This is a genomic window from Amycolatopsis sp. SB7-3 (assembly GCF_041021335.1).
Classification (GTDB): Bacteria; Actinomycetota; Actinomycetes; order Mycobacteriales; family Pseudonocardiaceae; genus Amycolatopsis; species Amycolatopsis japonica.
In genome coordinates this window covers 193,287-216,111 of sequence record NZ_JBFPJQ010000001.1, presented here as the reverse complement: position 1 = coordinate 216,111, position 22,825 = coordinate 193,287, and the positions used below count along the sequence as shown (strand labels likewise).

The window sequence follows — 22,825 nt, the reverse complement described above, 5'->3', positions numbered from 1 at the left end:
ACTCGCTCGGAGGTCGGCCTCGGGGTTGCGAAAGTGGCTTTCGCAACGCCGCCTTCCGCCAGGCCGCACCGGGTCGAGGGGTCGTGAGTGGTAAGTGGGGTTAGAACGACACTTGCCACTCACGACCACCGCGCTCATCACTACTTCGCGACCCAGAAGGCGTAGTCGGCCGAGTACCGGACGGCCGTCTGTGCGCCACTCGCGCACGTGCCCGCCGGAGCCAGTCCGCCGTGGGTGCGGAGCCGCTGGACGTAGGTGACCTTGCCGAAGATCCCGTCACCGCTGTTCAGGTTGGCCTTGAGCAGCAGTTCCGGCACCGCGTTCGGTCTCGGGTTGGACGCGCCGGGAACGGCCGCGGCCCCGACCGTGCTGCCGTCCACAGTGGACGTCCACACCGGACCCTTGCTGTGCAGCGCGATCGTCCGGCCGCGGTGGCTCAGCGTCGCGGCGGGCTGGATCAGCGCCCACGTCCCGTTGGTGCAGCCGTAGATCTGGACGCCCTCGCCCCGGTAGGTGGCGATGCGCTTGTTCCCCTCCGGCACTTTGATCGCGTCCGGCACGCCGGTGCTCGTCGCGGCGTACGCGGTCGTGCCACCGCCGATCAGCAATGCGCCGACGGCGATGGCCACGGTTGCTCGTTTCATCGTCTCTCCCTCTCCTCGCCCGCCGTCTTCGGGCGGGTCCCGAAGCCGACACGGAGGAAAGGGAGAGACGGTTCAGAAGTATGACTCAGGTCACACTTGCGAGGGCTCCTTCACGTCCGGTTCGGCCAGCGGGTCCACGCTCCCGTGCCGCAGCGAAAGCAGCCCGCCCACGACGAGCGTGATCACCACACCGCACAGCGTGTACCAGGGCCACGCCAGCGCCACCGTGTTCCCCGACGCCTTGCCGAAGTCGACGCCGATCAGGCTGCCGTCCGGTTTGTTGAACTTGACGCCCAGGATGATGAACGCCATCACGATCACCGTCGCCACGAACGCGACGATCGCGTCCGCCTGCCTCGCCCGCTTGAACAGCAGGCCCAGCAGGAACGCGCCGAGCAGCGCGCCGTAGGTGTATCCGGTGATGCCGAGCGCCTGTACCACGATCGGATCGGCCGAGGTCTTGTTGGAGGAGGCGAAGAAACCCGCGCACAGGATCAGCGCGCCCGCCCAGACGATCGTCCAGATCCGGCCGTGCTTCAGCCGTTCGGCTTCCGGGAGTTCCCGGCCGATCACCCGTTCGTAGACGTCGGTCACCGTCGACGACGCCAGCGCGCCGAGCGACGAACTCAGTGCGGCGGCGAGGATCCCGGCGATCACGAACCCGGACAGGCCGCTCGGCAGATCGTTCACGATGAAGTTCGCGAACAGCTCGTCCTTGTTGGCCAGCCCGAGGCCTTCCGGCTTCGGCTTGGTCGGGGCGAGCCCGTTGTAGAGCGCCCACAGCAGCACGCCGATGAACAGGAACAGCGCGAACTGCAGGAACACCACGAAACCGCTGGCCACCAACGCCTTCCGGGCGGCACGCAGATCGTTGGTGGACTGCAGGCGTTGCACGATCAGCTGGTCGGAGCCGTGCGAGGCCATCGAAAGCACCGCGCCGCCGATCAGCGCGGTGAAGAACGCGTACTGCCCGGTGAGCATGTTCGAGGAGAAGTCGAAGATCTGGAACTTGTTCGCGTCGACGGCCTTGCCGAACCAGCCGTCCGGCAGCCTGCCGGAGATCGCCCAGATCACCACGACCGCGCCGAGGATGTACCAGAGCATCTGGATCGCGTCGACCCAGACGACCGCGCGGACCCCGCCGAAGAAGCTGTAGAGCACCATCGCGATGCCGAGCCCGACCACGATGGTCCAGTACGAGACGTTCAGGCCGTAGGCCGCCATCACCACCTTGATCGGGATCGCGGTGGCGAACAGCCGGATGCCGTCGGCCAGCGTGCGGGTGAGCAGGAAGGTCACCGACGCGGTGCCCTGCAGCCCGCTGCCGAAACGCTTGCCGAGGAAGGCGTACGCGGTGACCAGGTTGCCCGCCACGTAACGCGGCAACAGCACCATCGACACCACGATCCGGCCCGCGATGTAGCCGATGGCCAGTGCGAGGTAGGTCATCCCGCCGTCGCCGGGGGTGGCGATGTAGGCCACCGTCGGCACGGAAAGCACGGTGAGGGTGGACGTCTCCGCGGAGACCACCGAAAGGCAGGCCACCCACCAGGAGATCTTGCCTTCACCGACGAAGTAGTCGGAGCCGGATTTCTGTTTGCCGCCGATCCAGACGCCCAGCAGGGGCATGCCGACCAGGAAAAGCCCGATGATCGCGAGGTCAAGTGCGCGCATCCATATCTCCTATCGCTCGCCGGTCTTCGCCGCTACCCGTAGCCGGGTCACGGTTGAGGTGTGCGGGGCGGGGAGCCGCAGGGGGCCCGCGCCCGGGGTGATGCTGCCGAGCAACCGGTGGCCGCGGGCGCCGGTCGCCGACGGGAGGTTCCCGGGGACGCCCGACCACGTCAGCCAGCCGAGCAGAATGGTCAGGTATGCCTCTTTGCCCGCGCGCGGCAGTCCGTGGTCGTCGCTGGTCTTCAGCGCCGTACCCGGCAGGTTCCTGGTGAGCGCGGCCATCAGCGCCGGGTTGTCGGCGCCGCCGCCGGAGACGATCAGCGTGGCGATGTCGTGGCGACGGCATTCCGCGGCGATCGTCACCGCGGTCAGTTCGGTCAGCGTCGCCAGGAGGTCTTCCGCGCCGACCGGCGGGAGTCCGTCCAGCGCCGCGTCGAGGTACGCGCCGTGGAACAGTTCCTTGCCGGTGGATTTCGGTGGCGCCGCCGCGTAATACGGGTCGAGCAGGAGCTTCGCCAGCAGGTCGGGCCGGACGGTGCCGCGCAGGGCGAGCGCGCCGTCGATGTCGGCACGACGGCCGGTGGCGCGGTGCGCGGCGATGTCCATGAGGGCGTTGCCGGGGCCGGTGTCGTAGGCCAGAACGGCACCGTCGGCGGGGACCACGGTGATGTTCGCGATCCCGCCGATGTTCAGCGCCGCGACTGGGCCGAGCGCGGCCATTTCCCTGAGCCACAACGCGTCCATCGTGCTGGCGAGCGGTGCGCCGTGCCCGCCGGCGGCGACGTCACGCACGCGGAGGTCGGCCACCACCGGCAGTCCGGTGCGCTCGGCGATCCACGCCGGATTCCCCAGTTGCAGGGTGCCGCGCGCGGCGCCGTCCTCGACCCAGTGGAACACCGTCTGGCCCAGCGAGGCGACGACGTCCGCTTCGCCGCCGGCCAGTTCCTCGACGCCGCGCGCGGCCGCCTCCGCGAAGGCCTGGCCCACCAGGGTGTCGAGTTTCGTGAGCTGCTCGGCGTCGCAGGGATTCGGCGGGAGCGCGGTGAGCAGGGCATCGCGGAGCGTTTCGGGATAAGGGACTTCGAGCTGGCCGAGCGGCGAGAGCACCACCGTGTCCCCGTCGGCGCGCAGTTCGGCGGCCGCCACGTCGATCCCGTCGATCGAGGTGCCGGAGATGAGCCCGATGACCCGGACCCCAGTGCCGGAGTGAACCGTCATTCGGAGTGGTTTATCCGTCGTAGCGGAGAGCGCGCAAGCGGGGTCGTTTCTTCTTGTCCGAAATGAGTCCTATCCAGTGGGTGCTTGACAAGATCGGCTTCCTTCCCGTGGGGCGTCTGAGCGCGACGCGGTGCGGATGCGAGGATGGCGCCGTGTCGAGTACCCCCTGGTTCTGGATCGTTGTCGTTGCCGTCGTGGTCCTGGTCGCCGTCCTGGTGGCCGGGCTGCTCATCGCGCGCCGCCGCCGGATCAGCCTGGACGAGTCCAAGGCTGCCGACGTCGTCGAGAAGCCGAAGGGCGGCGGCTATACCGCCACGGGCGGGATCGCGCTCGCCCCTGGTGGAGAGGCGACCGACGAACCCGAACACCCGGTCGAGGACCGTCCCGAGACCGAGGGCCAGCCCGCCGTCGGAGACGACGCGTCGGTGCCGAGGGATTCCGCGCAGCGCACGGTGCGCGACGTCGAACTCCCCGAACCGGCCGAGGAAGTGGCCCCCGAGCCCGCTCCCGTCGAAGAGATCGCTCCGGCCACCGGACGCCTGGAGCGGCTGCGCGGCAGGCTGGGCAAATCCCGTTCGGTGTTCGGGCAGAGCCTGCTCGGCCTGCTGGGCGCCGGCGACCTGGACGAGGACTCGTGGCAGGACGTCGAGGACACGCTGCTCATGGCGGACCTGGGCGCCGCGACGACCACCGAGATCGTCGAGCGGCTTCGTGACGAGCTGAAGCGCCGCGCCGTGCGGACGTCGGAGGAGGCGCGCGCGGTCTTGCAGGAGGTGCTGACCGCCGCCCTGTCGACCGACGCGGTGCGGGCCGTCCGCGCGCTGCCGCACACCGTCGACGGGAAGAAGCAGCCCGCCGTCGTGCTGGTCGCCGGGGTCAACGGCACCGGCAAGACCACCACCACCGGCAAACTCGCCCGCGTGCTCGTCGCGCAGGGGAGCACCGTGGTGCTCGGCGCGGCCGACACCTTCCGCGCCGCCGCGGCGGACCAGCTCCAGACGTGGGCCGAACGCGTGGGCGCCGAGGTCGTGCGCGGCAAGGAGGGCGCGGACCCGGCGGCGGTCGCCTTCGACGCCGTCAAACGCGGCACCGAGGCGGGCGTGGACGCGGTCCTGGTCGACACCGCCGGCCGCCTGCACACCAAGACCGGCCTGATGGACGAGCTGGGCAAGGTCAAGCGAGTCGTCGAGAAGCAGGCGAAGGTCGACGAGGTGCTGCTGGTGCTCGACGCCACCACCGGGCAGAACGGGCTGATGCAGGCCCGCGTGTTCTCGGAGGTCATCGACGTCACCGGCATCGTGCTGACCAAACTGGACGGCACCGCGAAGGGCGGCATCGTCTTCCAGGTGCAGCGCGAACTCGGGGTGCCGGTGAAGCTGGTCGGCCTCGGTGAGGGGCCGGACGATCTGGCGCCGTTCGAGCCGGGCGCGTTCGTGGAGGCCCTGCTCAGCAGCTAGCGGATGCTATGAAAGGTCCTTTCCTTGCAAAATTTGCAAGGAAAGGACCTTTCATAGCGCGCGTCAGGCCGTGACAGGGACGTTCTCGTCCGGCGAAACCGGCGCGGTCTTCTTGTCCCGCATCACCAGGAACGCGACCACCGCCGCCGCCAGCACACCGACCGCGCTCGCCAGGAACGTCGTCGACATCGCCGAGGTGAACGACTCGCGGGCCGCGGCGATGAGTCCGTCGTTACCGGTCGCGAAGGCGTCCCCGATCGAAAGCCGCGCCTGCGCCGGGGCGTTGGCGGGCATATGCGACGTGAACAGACTCGACACGATGCTGCCCAGGATCGCGATACCGAGCGCGGCGCCCAGCTGCTGGATGGTGTCGTTGAGCGCGGAACCGACGCCTGCCTGCTCCTCCGGGACCTCGCCCATCAGCGCCGCGATCGCCGACGGCATCGCCACCCCGCCACCCGCGCCGAGCAGGAACAGCGCGGCCGCGGGCAACAGGAAGCCCTCGTTCGCCGACATCGTGGCGAGCAGGCCGAAGCCGCCCGCCATCACGATCATCCCGGCCGTGGTCAGTGCCCGGTTGCCGATCTTCTGGCCCAGCGTGGCGCCGAGGGTGTTGAACAGCAGCGACGCGACGGCCATCGGGATGAACGCGAGACCCGCCTCGGTCGGGGTGTAGCCGAGCACGAACTGCAGGTACTGGGTCAGGAGCAGCAGCAGACCGCCGTTGCCGATCTGTACCAGCGTGAGCGACAGGCTGCCACCGCTGAAGTTGCGCTTGCGGAACAGCTTCAGCGGGACCATCGGCGACGGCGTGTGCCGCTCCCAGAACACGAAGCCGGTCACGCACACGATCGCGACCGCCAGCGGGATCAGGGTTCCGGCTTCGGCGAGGCCGTGCTTGGGCAGTTCGATGATCGTCCAGACCAGCGAGACCATGCCCGCCGCGGAAAGGACGGCGCCGAGCGGGTCCGGCTTCTGCCACGGGCCCTTGGATTCGGGCATCAGCGTGAGCGCGGCGATCACCGCGATGACGACGATCGGCACGTTGATCAGGAACACCGCGCCCCACCAGAACCACGCGATCAGCACGCCACCCAGCACCGGGCCGCCGATCAGGCCGATCATCGCGACCGCGCTCCACGCCGCCATCGCCTTGCGGCGCTCCTCGTCGTCGAAGACGGTGATCAGGATCGACAGGGTGCTCGGCATGATCAGCGCGCCGCCGACCCCCATCACCGCGCGGGACGCGATCAGTTCGAGCGGGTTCGTGGCGAACGCCGCGACGAGTGAGGCCGCCCCGAACAGGAGGAGGCCGACGATCATCACCTTCCGGCGCCCGAACCGGTCGCCGAGGCTTCCCGACGTGAGCAGCAGACCGGCGAACACCAGGATGTAGGAGTCCAGGATCCACTGCGTGTCCTGGGCGCTCGCGCCGAGATCTTCGGCCAGCGGCGGCACGGCGACGGTCAGCACCATGTTGTCGACGACCAGCACGAGCGTGCTCAGGCAAAGGACGATCAGGATCCACCAGCGGCGTGGATCGCGGATGGGCACGTTCATCGGGAAACCCCCAGAGAAGTGTTTGCGTACGTTGTTCGACTGATGCGCACACTGTACGCAGAACGAAACGGCGTACGCAAGGGGGTACTACGTGCGCTAAAGTGGGCGGTATGTCAGTCGATGAACAGCCGATCCAGTCGGTGTGGACCCGCCCTCGCCGGAAGCGGGATCAGCCCGCGTTGAGTCAGGCGCAGATCGTGGCCGAGGCCGTCCGGCTCCTGGACGTCGAAGGTGTCGACGCGCTGAGCATGCGCAGGCTGGGCACCGCGCTGAACGCGGGCGCGACCTCGCTGTACCGGCACGTGGCCAACCGCGACGAGCTGATCGAACTGGTCGTCGACGAGGTCTACGGCGAGATCACCGTGCCGGACGGCGACGATCCGGCGCGGTGGCGTGAAGCGGCCGTCGTGGGGGCGGAAAGCGTCCGCGCGATGATCCTGCGGCACCCGTGGGTGGCTTCACTGCTCGGTTCGGTCGGCCTGTCGTACCTCGGGCCGAACGTCATGCGGCTCAACGAGCGGCTGCTGGGTGTCTTCGTGAGCGCGGGTTTCCCCGGCGACGAGGCGAATCAGGCGATCAGCGCGGTCATCTCCTACGTCATCGGCATGGGGACGACGGAGGCGGCGTGGCTCACCACCGTCGCCAAGAGTGGTCAGAGCGAGCGCGAGTGGGCGGAACGTCTGCGCCCCGCCGTCGAGGAGGCCGCGCGCGAACACCCGCGCCAGCGGGAAATGCTGGCGAGGGGAGAGGACGAAGCCGATCCTGTCCGGCTTCGCGACGAGAAGTTCCGCTACGGGCTGGACAGGATGCTCGACGGTTTGGAGACCAGGCTCAAACGGTGACGCCGTCCTTCGAAAGGGTCGAGCCGAGCGAGGTCGCGATCCGCTGGACGACGGGCGCGATCCGCTCGACGGCCTCCATCGTGAGGCGCCCCGAAGGCCCGGACACCGAGACCGCCGCCGGCACCGGCGCGCCCGGGACCGCGACGGCCACGCAACGGACGCCCAGTTCCTGCTCCGCTTCGTCGAGCGCGTAACCCTGTTGGGCGATCTTCGCCAGTTCCAGCAGGAGCGCGTCCTGGTCGGTGAAGGTGTGCTCGGTGTAGGAGGGCATCCCCGTCCGGGCGAGCAGCGCCGTGACGTCTTCGGACGGCAGATGCGCGAGCATCGCCTTGCCCACGCCGGTGCCGTGCGGCAGGAGCCGCCGCCCGACCTCGGTGAACATCCGCATCGAGTGCTTCGACGGCACCTGGGCGACGTACACGACCTCGTCGCGCTCCAGGACGGCGAGGTTCGCGGTCTCGCCCACCTCGTCGACCAGCTCCGCGAGCAGCGGGCGCGCCCACGAGCCGAACTGCATGCTGGCGTTCTCGCCCAGCCGGATGAGCCGGGCGCCCAGCGCGTACCGGCGGTTGGTGTTCTGCCGGACGTAGCCCAGATCCACCAAGGTCCTGATTAGCCGGTGGATGGTCGGCATCGGCAGCCCGGACAGGGTCGCCAGCTCCGAAAGGCTGGCCTCCCCGCCCGTGTCCGCGAGATGCTCGAGGAGCTCGAAGGCCCGCTGAAGTGACTGGACGCCGCCATCGCGCCCGTTCTTCTCCGCTGCCACCGTGGTACTCCTTACGTCGGCGTTGATGTTCCGCTATGCAGAAACTATAGTCCGTCATGTAAAACCGTAGGGACGTTATTTATCCGAACTCGGGGTGTTACTCATGTCTGAAGCTCAGGTGCTCGGCGATCCGGTCGAGCGCGGGGACGAAATCCTCACGCCGGAGGCGCTCGCCTTCCTCGCCGGTCTGCACGAGGCCTTCGCCGCCCGCCGCGACGAGCTGCTGCAGGCCAGGAGCAAGCGCCGCGAGGAGGCCAGGACCACCGGCAAGCTGGACTTCCTGCCCGAGACCAAAGAGATCCGCGAGGGCGACTGGAAGGTGGCCGAAGCCCCGCCCGCCCTGCGCGACCGCCGCGTCGAGATCACCGGTCCGACCGACCGCAAGATGACCATCAACGCGCTGAACTCCGGCGCCAAGGTCTGGCTCGCCGACCTCGAAGACGCCAACACGCCGCACTGGGCGAACGTCGTCTCCGGCCAGGTCAACCTGTACGACGCGGTCCGCGAGACCATCACGCTGGAGAGCGGTGGCAAGAGCTACGCGCTGAAGGACGACGTCGAGCACGCGACCATCGTCGTCCGTCCGCGCGGCTGGCACCTCGACGAGCGCGGCCTTTCCTTCGGCGGACGCCAGGCGGTCGGCGCGCTGGTCGACTTCGGCCTGCACTTCTTCCACAACGCGCAGGAGCTGCTCAACCGCGGCAAGGGCCCGTACTTCTACCTGCCGAAGATGGAGAGCCACCTCGAAGCCCGGCTCTGGAACGACGTCTTCACCCACTCGGAGAAGACGCTCGGCATCGAGCACGGCACCGTCCGCGCGACCGTGCTGATCGAGACCATCCCGGCCGCTTTCGAGATGGAGGAGATCCTCTACGAACTGCGCGAGCACGCCTCCGGCCTCAACGCCGGCCGCTGGGACTACCTGTTCAGCGTGATCAAGTACTTCCGTGACGCGGGCGAGAAGTTCGTGCTGCCGGACCGCAACTCGGTCACCATGACCGCGCCGTTCATGCGCGCTTACACCGAACTGCTGGTGCGCACCTGCCACAAGCGCGGCGCGTTCGCGATCGGCGGTATGGCCGCGTTCATCCCGAACCGCAAGGACCCGGAGGTCACCGCCGCGGCGCTCGACAAGGTCCGCGCCGACAAGAGCCGTGAGGCGGGCGACGGCTTCGACGGTTCCTGGGTCGCGCACCCCGGCATGGTGGACATCTGCCGCGAGGAGTTCGACAAGGTCCTCGGCGACAAGCCGAACCAGCTCGACCGCACCCGCGACGAGGTGTCCGTCACCGCCGACCAGCTGCTCGACGCGGCTTCGACGCCGGGTGGCGCCACCGCGGCCGGTCTGCGTGCCGCCGTCGACGTCGGCATCCGCTACATCGCCTCCTGGCTGAGCGGGAACGGCGCGGCGGCCATCCACAACCTCATGGAGGACGCGGCGACCGCGGAGATCTCGCGTTCGCAGGTGTGGCAGTGGGTGCGCAACGGCACGCAGCTCGACACCGGCGACAAGGTCACCGCCGAACTGGTGCGCGGCGTACTGGCCGAGGTCCGCGGCGAACTCGCCGCCGAGATCAAGCCGGAACTGCTGGAGCCCGCCGTCGAGCTGTTCGAGCAGGTCGCGCTCGCCGACGAGTTCCCGGACTTCCTGACCCTGCCCGCCTACGAACGGATCAAGTAGACAAATGGGGAACGGGCGGCTCACCGAGGACGTCTACACCGCCGCTGACGCGCGCCTCGCCGAGGCCGACGCGCGCGTCGCGGCCAAGTACCCCGGCGAGCCGCCCGGCCGCCAGCCCGTGCACACCGTGTACGTGCCCGCGTCGCAGTACAAGACGCGGCTCGTGGCGGATTGGGGCAAGCAGGCCCTGCGAGTCTTCGGCGAACACGCGGACCAGCTGGGCCTGGACGCCGACATCGCCGACCGGGTCCGGACCAAACTGCTGACGGAGCCGATCGAAGACCTGCGGATCGACTTCGAGGATGGCCTCGGCAGGCCCGGCGACGAGGAAGAGGACGCCATCGCGCTCGCCGCGGGGCGGACCCTCGCCGTCACGGGCGGCACGCCGTTCGTCGGCATCCGGTTCAAGAGCTTCGAAGCCGCGACCCGCCGTCGCGGCATCCGCACGCTCGATCTCTTCCTGGCCGGATTGCTGGAAAGCGGACCGCTGCCGGACGGTTTCGTCGTCACGCTGCCGAAGGTGACCGCCGTCGAACAGGTCGAGGTGGCGGCGGACGTCATGGAGCGTCTCGAATCCGCGTACGGCCTGGCAGAGGGCGCCTTGCGGTTCGAAGTCCAGATCGAGACCGCGCAATCCATTGTGGACATCGATGGGACAGTGGCGGTCCCGCGGATCATCGAAGCCGCGCGCGGTCGCTGTTCCGGCCTGCACTACGGCACCTACGACTACAGCGCCGGGCTCGGGATCAGCGCCGAGTACCAGAGCATGGAACACCCGGCCGCCGATTTCGCCAAGCAGCTCATGCAGGTTTCCGCCGCGGGTACCGGCGTCCGGCTTTCGGACGGCTCGACGAACAAACTGCCCGTCGGCGACGCGATCCTCCCGGCCTGGCGCGAACATCTGCGTTTGGTGCGGCGCTCGCTGGAGCGGGGTTTCTATCAGGGCTGGGATCTGCATCCGCATCAGCTGCCGACCCGGTTCGCCGCCACGTACGCGTTCTTCCGCGAGGGTTTCCCGGCTGCACTGGGCCGGCTGCGGGATTATGCGGACCAGACCGGGCGTGGAGTGTTGGACGAACCGGCGACGGCGCAGGCTTTGGCGAGCTTCTTGTTGCGGGGGTTGGATTGCGGTGCCGTGGATACGGGGGAGCTTTCGTTTTCGCGGGCGGAGTTGGACGCTTACGCGCGAAGGACCGCGTGATATCGGGCGAGAATCTCGTCCAGTGAGCCGCGGGCGCGGATCCGGCCTTCGTCCATCCAGAGGGCGGTGGTGCACAGTTCGCGCAGCAGCTCGTCGGAGTGCGAGGCGAACACCAGCACGCCCGAGCGGCGGGCGAGGTCGACCAGCCGTTCGCGTGCCTTGGTGAGGAATGCCGCGTCGATCGCGCCGAGACCCTCGTCGAGAATGAGGATCTCGGGATCGATGGTGGTGACCACGCCGAGTGCGAGCCGCACCCGCATGCCGGCGGAGTAGGTGCGCAAGGGCAGGTGCAAGTAGTCGCCCAACTCGGTGAACTCGGCGATGTCGTCGACCCGTTTCTCCATCTTCTTGCGGCTCATGCCGAGGAACAGACCGCGGATCAGGATGTTCTCGTGGCCCGAGACCTCGGGATCCAGCCCCACTCCGAGGTCGAACACCGGCGCGATCCGCCCGACGACCCGCGCGCTGCCCCTCGTCGGTTCGTAGATGCCGGACAACAGGCGCAGGAGCGTGGACTTCCCGGCGCCGTTGTGCCCGACCAAACCGACGCGATCGCCCTCGCCCAGTGACAGGGAGATGTCCTGCAAGGCCTCGATGATCGGGACTTTCGCGCCGGTGCCGATCTTGCCGCCGACCTTGCCGAGCACCCGTTTCTTGAGCGACCGGGTCTTGGCGTCGAAGATCGGGAAATCGACGTAGGCGTCCTGTACCTCGATGCTCACCACGGGCAGTCCTCCTCGCGCTAGACAGATGCGAACGGAAGTTATCATTCGCGTTTGTGGTAACGTCCGGCCGGTGAGTGAGTCATCCGCCGATCAGGGCTTCCGGCCGCCGCAGCAAGCCCGCAGCCGGGAGTCCCTGCAGAAGGTGCTGGCCGCCGCCGAGCACGTTCTGGCGAGCCAGGGCTTCGAGGAGCTCACCGTCGCGGCGGTCGCCGAGCAGGCGGGAATGTCGGTGGGGGCGATCTATCGCCGGTTTTCCGGCAAGAACCAACTGCTGTACGCCGTGAAAGACCAGCTGCTCGGACAGCTGGAATCCGGTGTCGGCGAAGCGCTCGGCTCCGCTGAGCCCGGGCTGCGCGGGGTCGTCGGCGCGTTCACCCGGGCGCTGGCAGGGACATTCGCCCGCCACGACCGGATCTTCTCCGAGTTGCTCGACAGCCAGCGAGCCGAGGGGCGGGATCGTGGCCTTCAAGCGCTCGCTGCGATCCAACGCGATTTCGTGGAGGCGGCTCAGCCTTGCCTCGAGGAGATCCGCCGGGCGGATCGGGACGAGGCGATCCGGATGACGAGCCGGACCATCATCGGATCCTGTGTGCACCGGGCCGCCAGTGGCCGGTTCTGGTCCGACGGGCTGAGCTGGGACGTTTGGGCGCGTGAGACGACCGAGATGGCTCTGGCTTATCTGGCTTGAGTCTTGTGCTTGCGGTTCATTGCCGATGACGAGTCCTGAGGATTTCGATTTGGTCGTGATCGGCCCGGTCACGATGGGCTGTGTGGATTTTGGGGCGTTGGATGACCCGAAATCCACAAAGTCACCGACTGCGGGCATGCCGAAGGGCCCGTCGCCGGCGTGGCCGACGGGCTCTTCGGGGTTCAGACGTGGTGCAGGGTGTTGCGCCTAGGTTGTCGGAGCGGATCTCGATACTGGGGTGGGATGAACTCCGGTAACCCGTCGGGGGCCATGCGGACTTCCCAGTCACCGTGGTGAATCAGCCGATGATGGAACCCGCAGAGCAGGACCAGGTTCCGGAGGTCGGTTGGTCCTCCGTCTGCCCAGTGGTGAATGTGGTGGGCGTGGCAGTTCTTGGGTTTGCGGTGGCAGCCGGGGAAGGCGCAGCCGCCGTCGCGGATGTTGAGTGCGCGTCGTTGGCCTGGGGTGACGAATCTTCGGAGGCGTCCCATATCCAGCGGCTCACCCGAGGCACCCATCACGACCGGCACCATCAGGCAATCGCAGGACGCGAGCCGGGCTTCCCGCGCGGTCATCGTCCCCACGAAATCGAGACAGGCGGTCCCGAGACCGGATTTGAGCTCCTCGAGTCCGACGGTGACGTGCACCAAGGTCCGATAGCCGCTGGTTCCGGGCTGGTCCGGGCAGGCGATCGCCAGGTCGAGCAGTTCGGCCCAGGCGTCTCCCATGCGCTCGCACTTCATCCGCAGATCCGCCTGGCCGAACTCATCCACCGGCCGCGGCCGCGCATACGCCTCCAACGCCGCCGCCGTGCGGGCGCCGGTCTCGTCGTCGAGGAGGCCGGTGAGTTTCCAGAAGCCGTCTTTGCGGCGTTCCAGGGTGATTTCGCGGCGTGGTTCTTTAGGCTCGGGGTCTTTGGGTTCGTTGCCGTCGGGGTTGAGCCAGCCCTGCAGTTTCGCTTCGGCGCCGGCGAGTTGGCGGGGTCCGGCGTTCGGGGCAAGCTCGGCGAGGATCTTCTCCGCGCTCTCCCGATCCTCGGCAGAGGTGTCGGCGGGGAGCCGTTTCAAGATCTCCAGGATCTGATCGATCCGTTCGTCCCCGACCAACCCCTGAGCGGCGACCGCGGCGGTCGCGGGAGCGACCGGCGGAACCTCCGTGCCATCCAAAGCCCGAGTGGGGTTCAACGCGATGGCCCGCTTCACGATCGGACCCGCCTCACCCCGCGATAGTCCCGCGATTTCGGCGAGCCAGCTGGCCGTGCTGCCGTGCCCGTACAAGTCTTTGGCGCCCCGAGACTCGATCTCCGCCAGGAACTGCCCCAGACAGGCGGTCGCGATCCGGATCACCTGCAAAGCGTGCTGCACGCCATGTGCAAGCTCCAGCTTGCCAGCGCGCCACAGCTCCTGCGGCAACTCGGGGAGGAAGGTCTCGGACACCCCTCCATAATACCCGAAGAATTCGAACACGTGTTCGTAATTTTAAGCAACAAGCCAACTTGCATCGACAACACTGAAGGGTGAAACAGTCGCCAACGCCGCATCACCCTGAGCGACTCGCATTCAGTCGACTAAATGGCGAAGTCGTGCAGGTGACAGGAGTACTGACGCTGCATCGCCCGGCCAGCGGAGGAAGGCGCCCCTCGCATTTAGTCGACTAAATGCGAAGAACCCCACGCAGTTAGTCGACTAAATGCGGAACTCAAGCGACAGGCTTCACATAGCGCAGGCAGGGAACCGAAACCGGTCCGTCGGGGCCGAAGACCCGATTGTCGAATTCGCCCTCGTCGACCCATCCGCACCGTTCGTAAAACCGCCGGGCCCGCGCATTCCCCGGCACCACCGCGAGCCAGGCACGGGAATGCCCACCCGCGCGCACCAGCCGTTCGGCTTCGGCGAGCAGAGCCCCGGCCACCCCGCTCCCGCGATGGTCCGACGAAACATAAACCTGTTCGACTTCATCCCCGACGACCATCACGAAACCCGCCACCTCGCCGTCCAGCACGGCGACGGTCGTATCGCCAACCCGCTCCGCGGCCCGAGTCCAGAACGAATCACGGGTGCGGAGCCGGACGAGCGCGTCCGGCACGTTGCCGAGATGGCCGTCCTGCCAGCCGTGGTACCAGATCTTCGCGACGGCGTCGGCGTCCGCGGAGGTGGCCGGTCGAATCGTCAAAGGCATGCCCGGAGTTTAGGAAACCAGCGCGCCGATCCGCCGTTCCACTTCGTCTGCGCTCGCGTTCCCGGCGACCAGCGTCACCACTCCTTCCCCGGGCAAGTCGGCCAGCAGGGTCGGATAGCCCGTGACGCCCAGTTCCCGCGCCCGCCGGAAGTCGTCCGCGGCGGAAACCCGGTCCAGTGCGGCCTCGACGGCGGCCCCGTCCAGGCCCCCTCGCTGCGCGACCACGCGATAGGTCGAGACCTCGGAAAGGCTCAGACCGTCGAGGTAGAACGCCTCCTGCAGCAGGGCCGCGAGCCGCACCGCGCGGTCCGGCGCGACCTCGCGCAACGCCGCCATCCCGCAGGCGGCGGCCTCGGAGTCCATGACGAACTCGCCGTCCGCGATCAGCCGTTCGTAGCTTTCCCCGAACGGCGCGCCGGTGCGGCGGGTGATCTCGGCGTTGGCTCCCTGGACGTAGCCGAACTGCCGGATCGGCACCCGGCGCCCGCCGAGGAACAGGCCGCCGGAAACCACTTCGACCGGCAGATCCGGATGCCGGTGCGCGACGTCGGCCATGGTGCGGGCGAACCCGTAAGACCAGCCGCAGTACGCGTCGAAGACATAGATGAGCTTCATGTCGAGACTCAACGATGTCTGACTCGTCAGGTATTCCTAACGGAGCTTGGGGAGTGCGTCACGTGCCGAGTGGCTCAGCGTCCGCAGGTCCTGGGCGAACCGGTCGCGGTGGTCGGCGGGCAGCGGGTCGAGGAAGAGCCGTTGGATGTTCTCGACATGCACCCGCGCGGCCCGCACCGTCGTCTCCTCGCCTTGCGCGGTCAGCCGGACGAGTTGCACGCGGCGGTCCTGGGGATCCGAGGAACGCACGACCAGGCCGAGCGTGGTCATCCGGTCGACCAGCCGCGTCGCGCCGCCGGTGGTCAGCACCTGCTCCTGCGCGATCGCGCGCATGCTCATCCCCGCCGCGCCCGACCTGCCGACGATCAGGAGGACTTCGAACATCAGGTGCGAGATCCCGCATTCGGCCTCCAGTGCGCGGCCGAGCAGGTATTCGAGCCGGTTCGCCGCGCCCATCATCCGGCCGAAGGCGAGCACGCGCGGGTCGTAGGCGGCTTCTTTCGCCGTGGTGATGCCCATTTCAGCTCCCTGCCGACAAGGCCAAATAGACGTCGAGCTGTTCGGTGAACTCGGTCAGGTCCGTGCCGAGCAGTTCGCTCGCGCGCCCGATCCGGTACCGCAACGTGTTGACGTGGACGTGCAATGCCCGCGCGGCCCGCGTCGGCGAGCCGGAGCATTCGAGGAAGACGCGCAGGGTGTGCACCAGATCGGTGCCCTGCTCGGCGTCGTAGCTCAGCAACGGGCCCAGCACCCGGCGCCGCAACGCCGCCCGCAGGTCGTCGGGGGTCCCGGCCAGCAGCAGCCGGTGCATGCCGATCTCGCCGCCGGGGACGACCTCGATCGTGCCGGGCCGTTCCGCCGCCACGGCCAGCGCGTAGCGCGCGACCTCCTTAGCGCCCCGCAGCACGGAGACCGGGGAACGGTCGCTGATCCCGATCAGCACCCGGCGACAGGGCAGCAACGACTCCACTGTGGACAGTGTGGCGGTCACCGCGGCGGGCCATTCTTCCGGCCACTCGCCGTCATCCTCGGCCACCGCCCACGTGGTTTCGCCGGCGGGGCCGACCAGTGCGCCAGATGGCAGGAGTTCCGTCAGGATGCCGCGTGCCGCTTCGGATCCTTCGGTGCGCGCGACGACGAACCGCAGATCGCCGCGCAGCCCGGTCGCGGTCAGCGCCGCGTGCGGATCACTTCCTTCGTCGAGCGCGGCGAGCAACGGTTCGAGCACCCTGTCGGTGACGGCGCGCACCTCGTCCGCCCGCGTGCGCGCGAGCCCGATCAGCCCGGCGAGCTCTTCGGCGATCTCCGCCTGGGCGGCGGTCAGCGCGCCGCCGATCGCGAGCAGCCACGGCAGCGCGTGTCTGCCTCCGACGGGGCGGACCGAGACATCGTCCGCCTCCAGGGAACGGCCGCCCGCGGCGACGAACCGCCGCACCAGATCCGATCCCGTGCCGGCGGGTTCCACCCAGCAGGGGAGACCGATCTCGGCGCGCGCCCGCTCCAGCAGCGTCTCCACCGACGCGTCTTCCGTCGCCGCTGAAAGCAAACGTTTGCGCGCGCCTTCCGCGGCCGCGGCGAGCGCCAGGACGACCCGTTCGGTGACGACCGAGAACGACAGATCCGCCGGCACTTCCAGCAACGGGATCCCGTGTCGCGTACAGGCTTCGACGAGATCCTCGGGAATGCCGTCGGAATCCGCACCGGACGCCGCCAGCGCCGCCGCCCCGGCCTTCGCCAGCGCGGCGACGAAGGCTTCGGAATCACCCGGCCCGCGCCACCACAGCAACCCGCTCAGGACGAGTTCGCCCGCCGACACGTACCGCCCGGGATCGGACAGTTCCGTGACGTAGATCCGGGACACCGGACGGTCGAGCAAAGCCGCCCCGGCGCGTACGCGCAAGCGCAGGCCGGGCAGCGCCAGCAGAGTTTTCACGGTCGTCATCAGGTTTGTAGGAAAGCACAAAACGACCGGCGTGTGCAGGGGAGATTTCATGCTTCGGCACCGTTGCCGCCATACGGGCGCAGGGCGTCTACTGAGTCAGCCGTCACAGATCGCCGCCGAACCGAGGAGCCCGAGAGTGGATTTCCTGCGCCCCAGCTCGCTGACCGAGGCGCTCGCCGTCAAGGCCGAGCGACCCGACGCGGTGCCCATCGCGGGCGGTACGGACGTCATGGTGGAGCTCAATTTTGACCACCGCCGCCCCGGCGCGCTGCTCGACCTCAACCGCGTCACCGAACTCGCCGAGTGGAGCGAGACCGACGGCAAGATCCGCCTCGGCGCCTCGGTGCCCTACGTCCGGGTGATCGCTGAGCTGGGTGAAGTTCTGCCCGCGCTCGCGATGGCTTCCCGCACCGTCGGCTCGCCCCAGATCCGCAACCGCGGCACCGTCGGAGGCAACCTCGGCGCCGCTTCGCCCGCCGGAGACACGCATCCCGTACTGCTCGTGCTCGGCGCCGAGGTCGAGGCCGCGTCGGTGCGCGGCACCCGGCTGATCCCGGCCGAGGAGTTCTACCTCGGCGTCAAGCGCAACGCCCTCGAACCCGACGAGCTGATCACCGCGGTGCACCTGCCCGCGGAGGTCGGGCCGCAGCAGTTCGCGAAGGTCGGCACGCGTAACGCGATGGTCATCGCGGTCTGCTCGTTCGCGCTGGCGCTGCATCTCGACACCCGTGAGATCCGCGCGGCGGTCGGCTCGGCGGCGCCGACCCCACGTCGCGCGACCGCGGCGGAGGATTACCTCGGCGCCGAACTTCCCTGGTCCACCAAGGCGTCGCTCACCGATTCGGTCAAACGCCGGTTCGGCGAGCTGGTGGCGGAGGCGGCGTCACCGATCGACGACGTCCGCGGCAGCGCCGACTACCGCAAACACGCGTTGTCCGTCCTGGCGCGGCGGACGCTGACCTGGGCGTGGAACGACTTCCAGAAGGGTGAACGCGAGTGCGCGTGAACGTGACGATCAACGGCGAGTCCCGCCAGGCCGACGACGTCTGGGAGGGCGAAAGCCTGCTGTACGTGCTCCGCGAGCGGCTCGGCCTCCCGGGCTCCAAGAACGCCTGTGAACAGGGCGAATGCGGCTCCTGCACGGTGTACCTCGACGACGTCCCGGTGTGTTCGTGCCTGGTCGCGGCCGGTCAGGTCGAGGGCCGCGAGGTCCGCACGGTCGAAGGGCTCGCCGAGGGTGACAAGCTGGACCGGGTGCAGCAGTCCTTTGTGGACGCGGGTGCCGTCCAATGTGGCTTCTGCACCCCAGGCCTCGTGGTGGCCGCGCACGATCTGCTCAACCGGGTCGAAAACCCCGCCGACGAGGAGATTCGCGAGGCGCTGGCGGGGAACCTCTGCCGGTGTACCGGATACGAGAAGATCCTCGACGCCGTCCGGTTGGCCGCGACCAGGGGAGACACCGCGTGAAGACCGTCATCGAAAACGCCGCGATCGCCACCGTCGACGGCGCGGGTACCGAGCACGCCTCGGGCCACGTCGTCATCGAGAACGACCGCATCGCGGCGGTCGGTGCGGGGAAGGCGCCCGACGGCGAGTACGACGAACGCGTCGACGGCTCCGGCTGCCTGGTCACGCCCGGTCTGATCAACACCCACCACCATCTCTACCAGTGGGCCACGCGTGGTCTCGCCGCCGACCACACGCTCTTCGAATGGCTGGTCGCGCTCTACCCGATCTGGGGCAGGCTCGACGCCGAGATCACGCACGCGGCGGCCACGGCCGGGCTCACCCGGCTCGCGACCACCGGCTGCACCACGGTCGCCGACCACCACTACGTCTTCCCGCGTGACGGCGGCGACCAGGTCGAAGCCCTCGCCGCAGCCAGGATCCGCGTCGGTGTGCGGCTGCACGTCGTGCGTGGCTCGATGGACCGTGGCGAGTCCCAGGGCGGGCTCCCGCCGGACAACCTCGTCGAAGAGACCGAGGCCGCGCTGCTCGGCACCGAAGCCGCGATCGACCGCTTCCACGACGACTCCGCCGGCGCGCATCTGCAGATCGCGGCCGGTCCCTGTTCACCGTTCTCGGTGAGCGAGCGGCTGATGACCGGCGCGGCGGAATTGGCGCGCCGCAAGGGGGTCCGGCTCCACACGCACCTCGCCGAGACGGTCGACGAGGAGAAGCAGTGCCTCGCCGAAGTCGGCTGCACCCCGGCCGAATACGCCGACAAACTCGGCTGGCTCGCGGACGACGTCTGGCTCGCGCACTCGATCCACCTCGCCCCGGAGGCGATCCGCCGGATGGGCGCCACCGGCACCGGTGCGGCGCATTGCCCGACGTCCAACGGGCGGATCGGTGCCGGGATCGCGCCGGTGCGGCAGCTGCTCGACGCCGGGGTGCCGGTCGGGCTCGGCGCCGACGGCGCGGCGTCCAACGAATCCGGTGGCCTCGGCGAGGAACTGCACCAGGCGCTTCTGCAGGCTCGGCAGCGCGGCGGACCGCGCGGGCTGACCACGCGCGAGGCGCTGTGGATGGGCACGATGGGCGGCGCGCGCTGCCTCGGCAGGCAGAAGGACCTGGGCTCGATCGAGGTCGGCAAGCTCGCCGACCTCGCGGTCTGGAACCTGAACGGCCTGAACTACGCCGGGATCACCGACCCGGTCGCCGCCTTGGTGCTCGGCACCACCCCGCCGGTCGAGCGGCTGTACGTCGGCGGCGCCACCGTCGTCGACGGCGGAACCCTGCGCGAGGAATCCGAAGACGAGATCGCCCGTGAGCTGGCCGTGGCCAGTGCCCGGCTGAGGGAGACGGTATGACCACCACTGAAGTCTCCAAGCAGACTGAGAACGGCGTCGGGTCGAGCCCGCGGCGGCCCGACGGCACGGTCAAGGTCCGCGGCGAGTTCGCCTACTCCTCGGATCTGTGGCACGAGGACATGCTGTGGGGCGCGACGCTGCGCAGCCCGCATCCGTACGCGCGGATCACCGGTATCGACATCACCGAAGCCCTTGCCGTGCAAGGGGTGTACGCGGTGTTGACGCACGAAGACGTGCCCGGTGTGAACAAGTATGGCCTGGAGCACGCGGATCAGCCGGTGCTCGCCGTCGACGTCGTGCGCTACCAGGGCGAGCCCGTCGCGCTCGTCGCCGCGGACCACCCCGAGACCGCGCGCCGCGCGATGAAACGGATCAAGGTCTCCTACGAGGTCCTCGAACCGGTGACGGATTCCGAGAAGGCCGCCGCCGGTGAGGGCGCCGAGCTGCACCCCGGCGGAAACGTCGTGCGGTACGCCAAGATCCGCCACGGCGACCAGTCGGTGAAGGCCGACGTCGTGGTGTCCGGCGTCTACGAGGTCGGCATGCAGGACCAGGCCTTCCTCGGGCCGGAGTCGGGTATGGCGATCCCGGACACCGAAGGCGGAGTCGACCTGTACGTCGCCACGCAATGGCTCCACGTCGACCAGCAGCAGATCGTCGCCGCGCTGGGCCTGCCGAAGGACAAGGTCCGGCTGACACTCGGCGGGGTCGGTGGCGCGTTCGGCGGCCGTGAGGATCTGTCGATCCAGGTCCACGCGTGTTTGCTGGCGCTGCACACCGGCAAGCCGGTCAAGATGGTCTACAACCGCGAGGAATCGTTCTACGGTCACGTGCACCGCCACCCGGCGAAGATGTACTACGAGCACGGCGCGGACAAGGACGGCCGGCTCGTCTACGTGAAGGCGAAGCTGTACCTGGACGGTGGCGCGTACGCGTCGTCGACCGGCGCGGTGGTGGCGAACGCGGCCACGCTCGGGGTGGGTCCGTACAATGTGGACAGTGCTTCGGTCGATTGCTGGGGCGTGTACACCAACAATCCGCCCTGCGGTGCGATGCGCGGTTTCGGCGCGGTGCAGGCGGGTTTCGCGTACGAGTCCCAAATGGACAAGCTCGCCGAGGCGTGCGGCCTTGACCCGGTCGACATCCGGATCCGCAACGCGATGGCCGAAGGCAGTGTCATGCCCACCGGCCAGATCGTCGACTCGGCCGCCCCGGTCGCCGAACTGCTGGAACGCCTGCGCGCCAAGCCGTTGCCGGTCGCGCACGAGGAATTGGACCTGCGCCGGATGCCCGGCGGCGTCTCCAACACCACGCACGGCGAAGGTGTCGTCCGCGGTGTCGGCTACGCGGTCGGCATCAAGAACATCTGCTTCTCCGAGGGTTTCGACGACTACTCGACGGCCCGCGTGCGGCTGCAACTCGTCGGCGGCGAACCCGCGGCGACCGTGCACACCGCGGCCTGCGAGGTCGGCCAGGGCCTGGTGACGATCATGCAGCAGATCGTGCGGACCGAACTCGGCATCGAGCAGGTGACGATCCTGCCGATGGACACCAACATCGGCAACGGCGGTTCGACGTCGGCCTCCCGGCAGAGCTACGTCACCGGCGGTGCCGTGCAGGCCGCGTGCGTCGCGGTGCGATCCGGGCTGCACAAGCATCTGGCGGGCAAGCTCGCCGCGGACGGGAAGCTGGACGTCGTCGCGAACAAGGTCGTCTCGGCCGACGGCAGTGTGCTCGCGGACCTCGCCGACGTGCTCGGCGACGAGGTGTTCGACGAGACCGTCGAATGGCGGCACCGTCCGACGGTGCCCATCGACCCCGAGACAGGGCAAGGGAACGCGCACGTCCAGTACGGTTTCGCGGCACACCGCGCGGTCGTGGACGTCGACACCGAACTCGGCCTGATCAAGGTCGTCGCGCTCGACTGCGCGCAGGACGTCGGCAAGGCGCTGAACCCGCAGGCGGTGCTCGGCCAGATCCAGGGCGGTTCCGCGCAGGGGCTCGGGCTCGCGGTGATGGAGGAGATCCAGACCGACGGCGGGAAGATCCGCAACCCGTCGTTCACCGACTACCTGATCCCGACCGTGCTGGACATGCCGCCGATGGACATCGACGTCCTCGAACGGCCCGACCCCAACGCCCCGTATGGTCTGCGCGGGGTCGGCGAACCGCCGACGATCTCGTCCACCCCGGCGATCGTCGCGGCCATCCGCGCGGCCACCGGGCTCGCGCTGCCCCGTGTCCCGGTGCGCCCCGAACACCTCACCGGCACCTGAGAATCCGTACTTTTTCGAGCTAGGAGCACATCCGTGGGTACCCGTCTGTCCATTTCGGAGTCCGACGAGCAGAAATGGCTCGCCGAAGCCGTCCAGCTGGCCACCGCGAACGTCGAAAACGGTGGCGGCCCGTTCGGCGCGATGATCGTCCGCGACGGTTCGGTGCTGGCCACCGGGACCAACCAGGTGACCCCGACGCTGGACCCGACGGCGCACGCCGAGGTGGTCGCGATCCGCGCGGCCTGCCAGGCGATCGGCGACTACAAACTCGACGGCTGCGTCCTCGTGACCTCCTGCGAGCCCTGCCCGCTCTGCCTTTCCGCCGCGCTCTGGGCGCGCGTCGGCAAGGTCGTCTACGCCGCGGACCGCCACGACGCGGCCGAGGCGGGCTTCGACGACCGCGAGTTCTACGACCTCTTTTCCCGCCCGCGCGAGACCTGGTCACTACCCGTCGGCCAACTGTCCCTTCCGGACTCTTTCGCGCCTTTCCAGGCCTGGTTGTCGAAACCCGACAAGAAGGCTTACTAGTCTCTTCCCGCCCCACA

General features: G+C 68.8%; 21 protein-coding genes. 10 read left to right on the top strand and 11 right to left on the bottom strand.

The window, feature by feature from the left end:
* Positions 1–140: 140 nt before the first annotated feature.
* The 3 genes from AB8M46_RS00995 to AB8M46_RS00985 form a co-directional block, all read right to left on the bottom strand.
* Positions 141–644: a DUF3455 domain-containing protein gene (locus tag AB8M46_RS00995; protein WP_394359278.1), complete on the bottom strand. Its 504-nt coding sequence runs from the start codon at positions 642–644 to the stop codon at positions 141–143.
* 90 nt (positions 645–734) lie between these two features.
* On the bottom strand, positions 735–2,318 hold the full coding sequence (locus AB8M46_RS00990) for a sodium:solute symporter (RefSeq protein WP_394359277.1): 1,584 nt from the start codon (positions 2,316–2,318) through the stop codon (positions 735–737).
* A gap of 9 nt (positions 2,319–2,327) precedes the next feature.
* Positions 2,328–3,536, bottom strand: a complete 1,209-nt coding sequence (locus tag AB8M46_RS00985; protein ID WP_394359276.1) for an anhydro-N-acetylmuramic acid kinase — start codon at positions 3,534–3,536, stop codon at positions 2,328–2,330.
* Between the two features lie 152 nt (positions 3,537–3,688).
* On the opposite strand from AB8M46_RS00985, the gene ftsY reads away from it, so the two are divergent.
* Positions 3,689–4,993, top strand: a complete 1,305-nt coding sequence (gene ftsY / locus AB8M46_RS00980; protein WP_037342253.1) for a signal recognition particle-docking protein FtsY — start codon at positions 3,689–3,691, stop codon at positions 4,991–4,993.
* Between the two features lie 63 nt (positions 4,994–5,056).
* On the opposite strand, the gene AB8M46_RS00975 is transcribed toward ftsY, so the two are convergent.
* On the bottom strand, positions 5,057–6,553 hold the full coding sequence (locus AB8M46_RS00975) for an MFS transporter (protein ID WP_394359275.1): 1,497 nt from the start codon (positions 6,551–6,553) through the stop codon (positions 5,057–5,059).
* A gap of 110 nt (positions 6,554–6,663) precedes the next feature.
* Between AB8M46_RS00975 and AB8M46_RS00970 the strand changes: the two genes are divergently transcribed.
* Entirely contained in the window at positions 6,664–7,395 is a 732-nt protein-coding gene (locus AB8M46_RS00970; RefSeq protein WP_394359274.1) for a TetR/AcrR family transcriptional regulator, read from the top strand.
* Here AB8M46_RS00970 and AB8M46_RS00965 read toward each other — a convergent pair.
* A complete protein-coding gene (locus AB8M46_RS00965; RefSeq protein WP_038509785.1) occupies positions 7,385–8,161 on the bottom strand; it encodes an IclR family transcriptional regulator in 777 nt (258 codons plus the stop codon). The genes AB8M46_RS00970 and AB8M46_RS00965 overlap by 11 nt on opposite strands.
* A gap of 103 nt (positions 8,162–8,264) precedes the next feature.
* Here AB8M46_RS00965 and aceB point away from each other — a divergent pair, with 103 nt between their 5' ends.
* Together aceB and AB8M46_RS00955 are read left to right on the top strand one after the other, a co-directional pair.
* Positions 8,265–9,842, top strand: a complete 1,578-nt coding sequence (gene aceB / locus AB8M46_RS00960; protein WP_378427065.1) for a malate synthase A — start codon at positions 8,265–8,267, stop codon at positions 9,840–9,842.
* Between the two features lie 4 nt (positions 9,843–9,846).
* Positions 9,847–11,043, top strand: coding sequence for a DUF6986 family protein (locus AB8M46_RS00955; protein WP_394359273.1), 1,197 nt, complete (start codon positions 9,847–9,849; stop codon positions 11,041–11,043).
* Here AB8M46_RS00955 and AB8M46_RS00950 read toward each other — a convergent pair.
* On the bottom strand, positions 11,022–11,768 hold the full coding sequence (locus tag AB8M46_RS00950) for an ABC transporter ATP-binding protein (RefSeq protein WP_378416213.1): 747 nt from the start codon (positions 11,766–11,768) through the stop codon (positions 11,022–11,024). The genes AB8M46_RS00955 and AB8M46_RS00950 overlap by 22 nt on opposite strands.
* A gap of 70 nt (positions 11,769–11,838) precedes the next feature.
* Between AB8M46_RS00950 and AB8M46_RS00945 the strand changes: the two genes are divergently transcribed.
* On the top strand, positions 11,839–12,456 hold the full coding sequence (locus tag AB8M46_RS00945; protein WP_394359272.1) for a TetR/AcrR family transcriptional regulator: 618 nt from the start codon (positions 11,839–11,841) through the stop codon (positions 12,454–12,456).
* 182 nt (positions 12,457–12,638) lie between these two features.
* Here the strand turns inward: AB8M46_RS00945 and AB8M46_RS00940 are convergent, their stop codons facing one another.
* The 5 genes from AB8M46_RS00940 to AB8M46_RS00920 form a co-directional block, all read right to left on the bottom strand.
* Positions 12,639–13,892: a DUF222 domain-containing protein gene (locus AB8M46_RS00940; RefSeq protein WP_394359271.1), complete on the bottom strand. Its 1,254-nt coding sequence runs from the start codon at positions 13,890–13,892 to the stop codon at positions 12,639–12,641.
* A gap of 262 nt (positions 13,893–14,154) precedes the next feature.
* Entirely contained in the window at positions 14,155–14,634 is a 480-nt protein-coding gene (locus AB8M46_RS00935; protein ID WP_394359270.1) for a GNAT family N-acetyltransferase, read from the bottom strand.
* Positions 14,635–14,643: 9 nt separating this feature from the next.
* Positions 14,644–15,249: a DsbA family protein gene (locus AB8M46_RS00930; RefSeq protein WP_394359269.1), complete on the bottom strand. Its 606-nt coding sequence runs from the start codon at positions 15,247–15,249 to the stop codon at positions 14,644–14,646.
* Positions 15,250–15,285: 36 nt separating this feature from the next.
* Positions 15,286–15,768, bottom strand: coding sequence for a MarR family winged helix-turn-helix transcriptional regulator (locus AB8M46_RS00925; RefSeq protein ID WP_125736690.1), 483 nt, complete (start codon positions 15,766–15,768; stop codon positions 15,286–15,288).
* 1 nt (position 15,769) lies between these two features.
* Entirely contained in the window at positions 15,770–17,191 is a 1,422-nt protein-coding gene (locus AB8M46_RS00920; RefSeq protein WP_394359268.1) for a PucR family transcriptional regulator, read from the bottom strand.
* Positions 17,192–17,327: 136 nt separating this feature from the next.
* Between AB8M46_RS00920 and AB8M46_RS00915 the strand changes: the two genes are divergently transcribed.
* Genes AB8M46_RS00915 through AB8M46_RS00895 form a run of 5 tightly spaced genes read left to right on the top strand, consistent with a single transcriptional unit; the run spans position 17,328 to position 22,808 of the window.
* Positions 17,328–18,197: an FAD binding domain-containing protein gene (locus AB8M46_RS00915; RefSeq protein ID WP_394359267.1), complete on the top strand. Its 870-nt coding sequence runs from the start codon at positions 17,328–17,330 to the stop codon at positions 18,195–18,197.
* Positions 18,188–18,658, top strand: coding sequence for a (2Fe-2S)-binding protein (locus tag AB8M46_RS00910; protein ID WP_350583658.1), 471 nt, complete (start codon positions 18,188–18,190; stop codon positions 18,656–18,658). Before AB8M46_RS00915 ends, AB8M46_RS00910 begins: the two co-directional genes overlap by 10 nt.
* Positions 18,655–20,004, top strand: coding sequence for an 8-oxoguanine deaminase (locus AB8M46_RS00905; protein WP_394359266.1), 1,350 nt, complete (start codon positions 18,655–18,657; stop codon positions 20,002–20,004). Before AB8M46_RS00910 ends, AB8M46_RS00905 begins: the two co-directional genes overlap by 4 nt.
* On the top strand, positions 20,001–22,280 hold the full coding sequence (gene pucD, locus AB8M46_RS00900; protein ID WP_350597120.1) for a xanthine dehydrogenase subunit D: 2,280 nt from the start codon (positions 20,001–20,003) through the stop codon (positions 22,278–22,280). The genes AB8M46_RS00905 and pucD overlap by 4 nt, the downstream gene beginning before the upstream one ends.
* A gap of 33 nt (positions 22,281–22,313) precedes the next feature.
* The gene (locus AB8M46_RS00895; protein ID WP_016336263.1) at positions 22,314–22,808 is read left to right on the top strand and encodes a nucleoside deaminase; all 495 of its coding nucleotides are present in this window, start codon (positions 22,314–22,316) and stop codon (positions 22,806–22,808) included.
* The last annotated feature ends 17 nt before the right edge of the window (positions 22,809–22,825 follow it).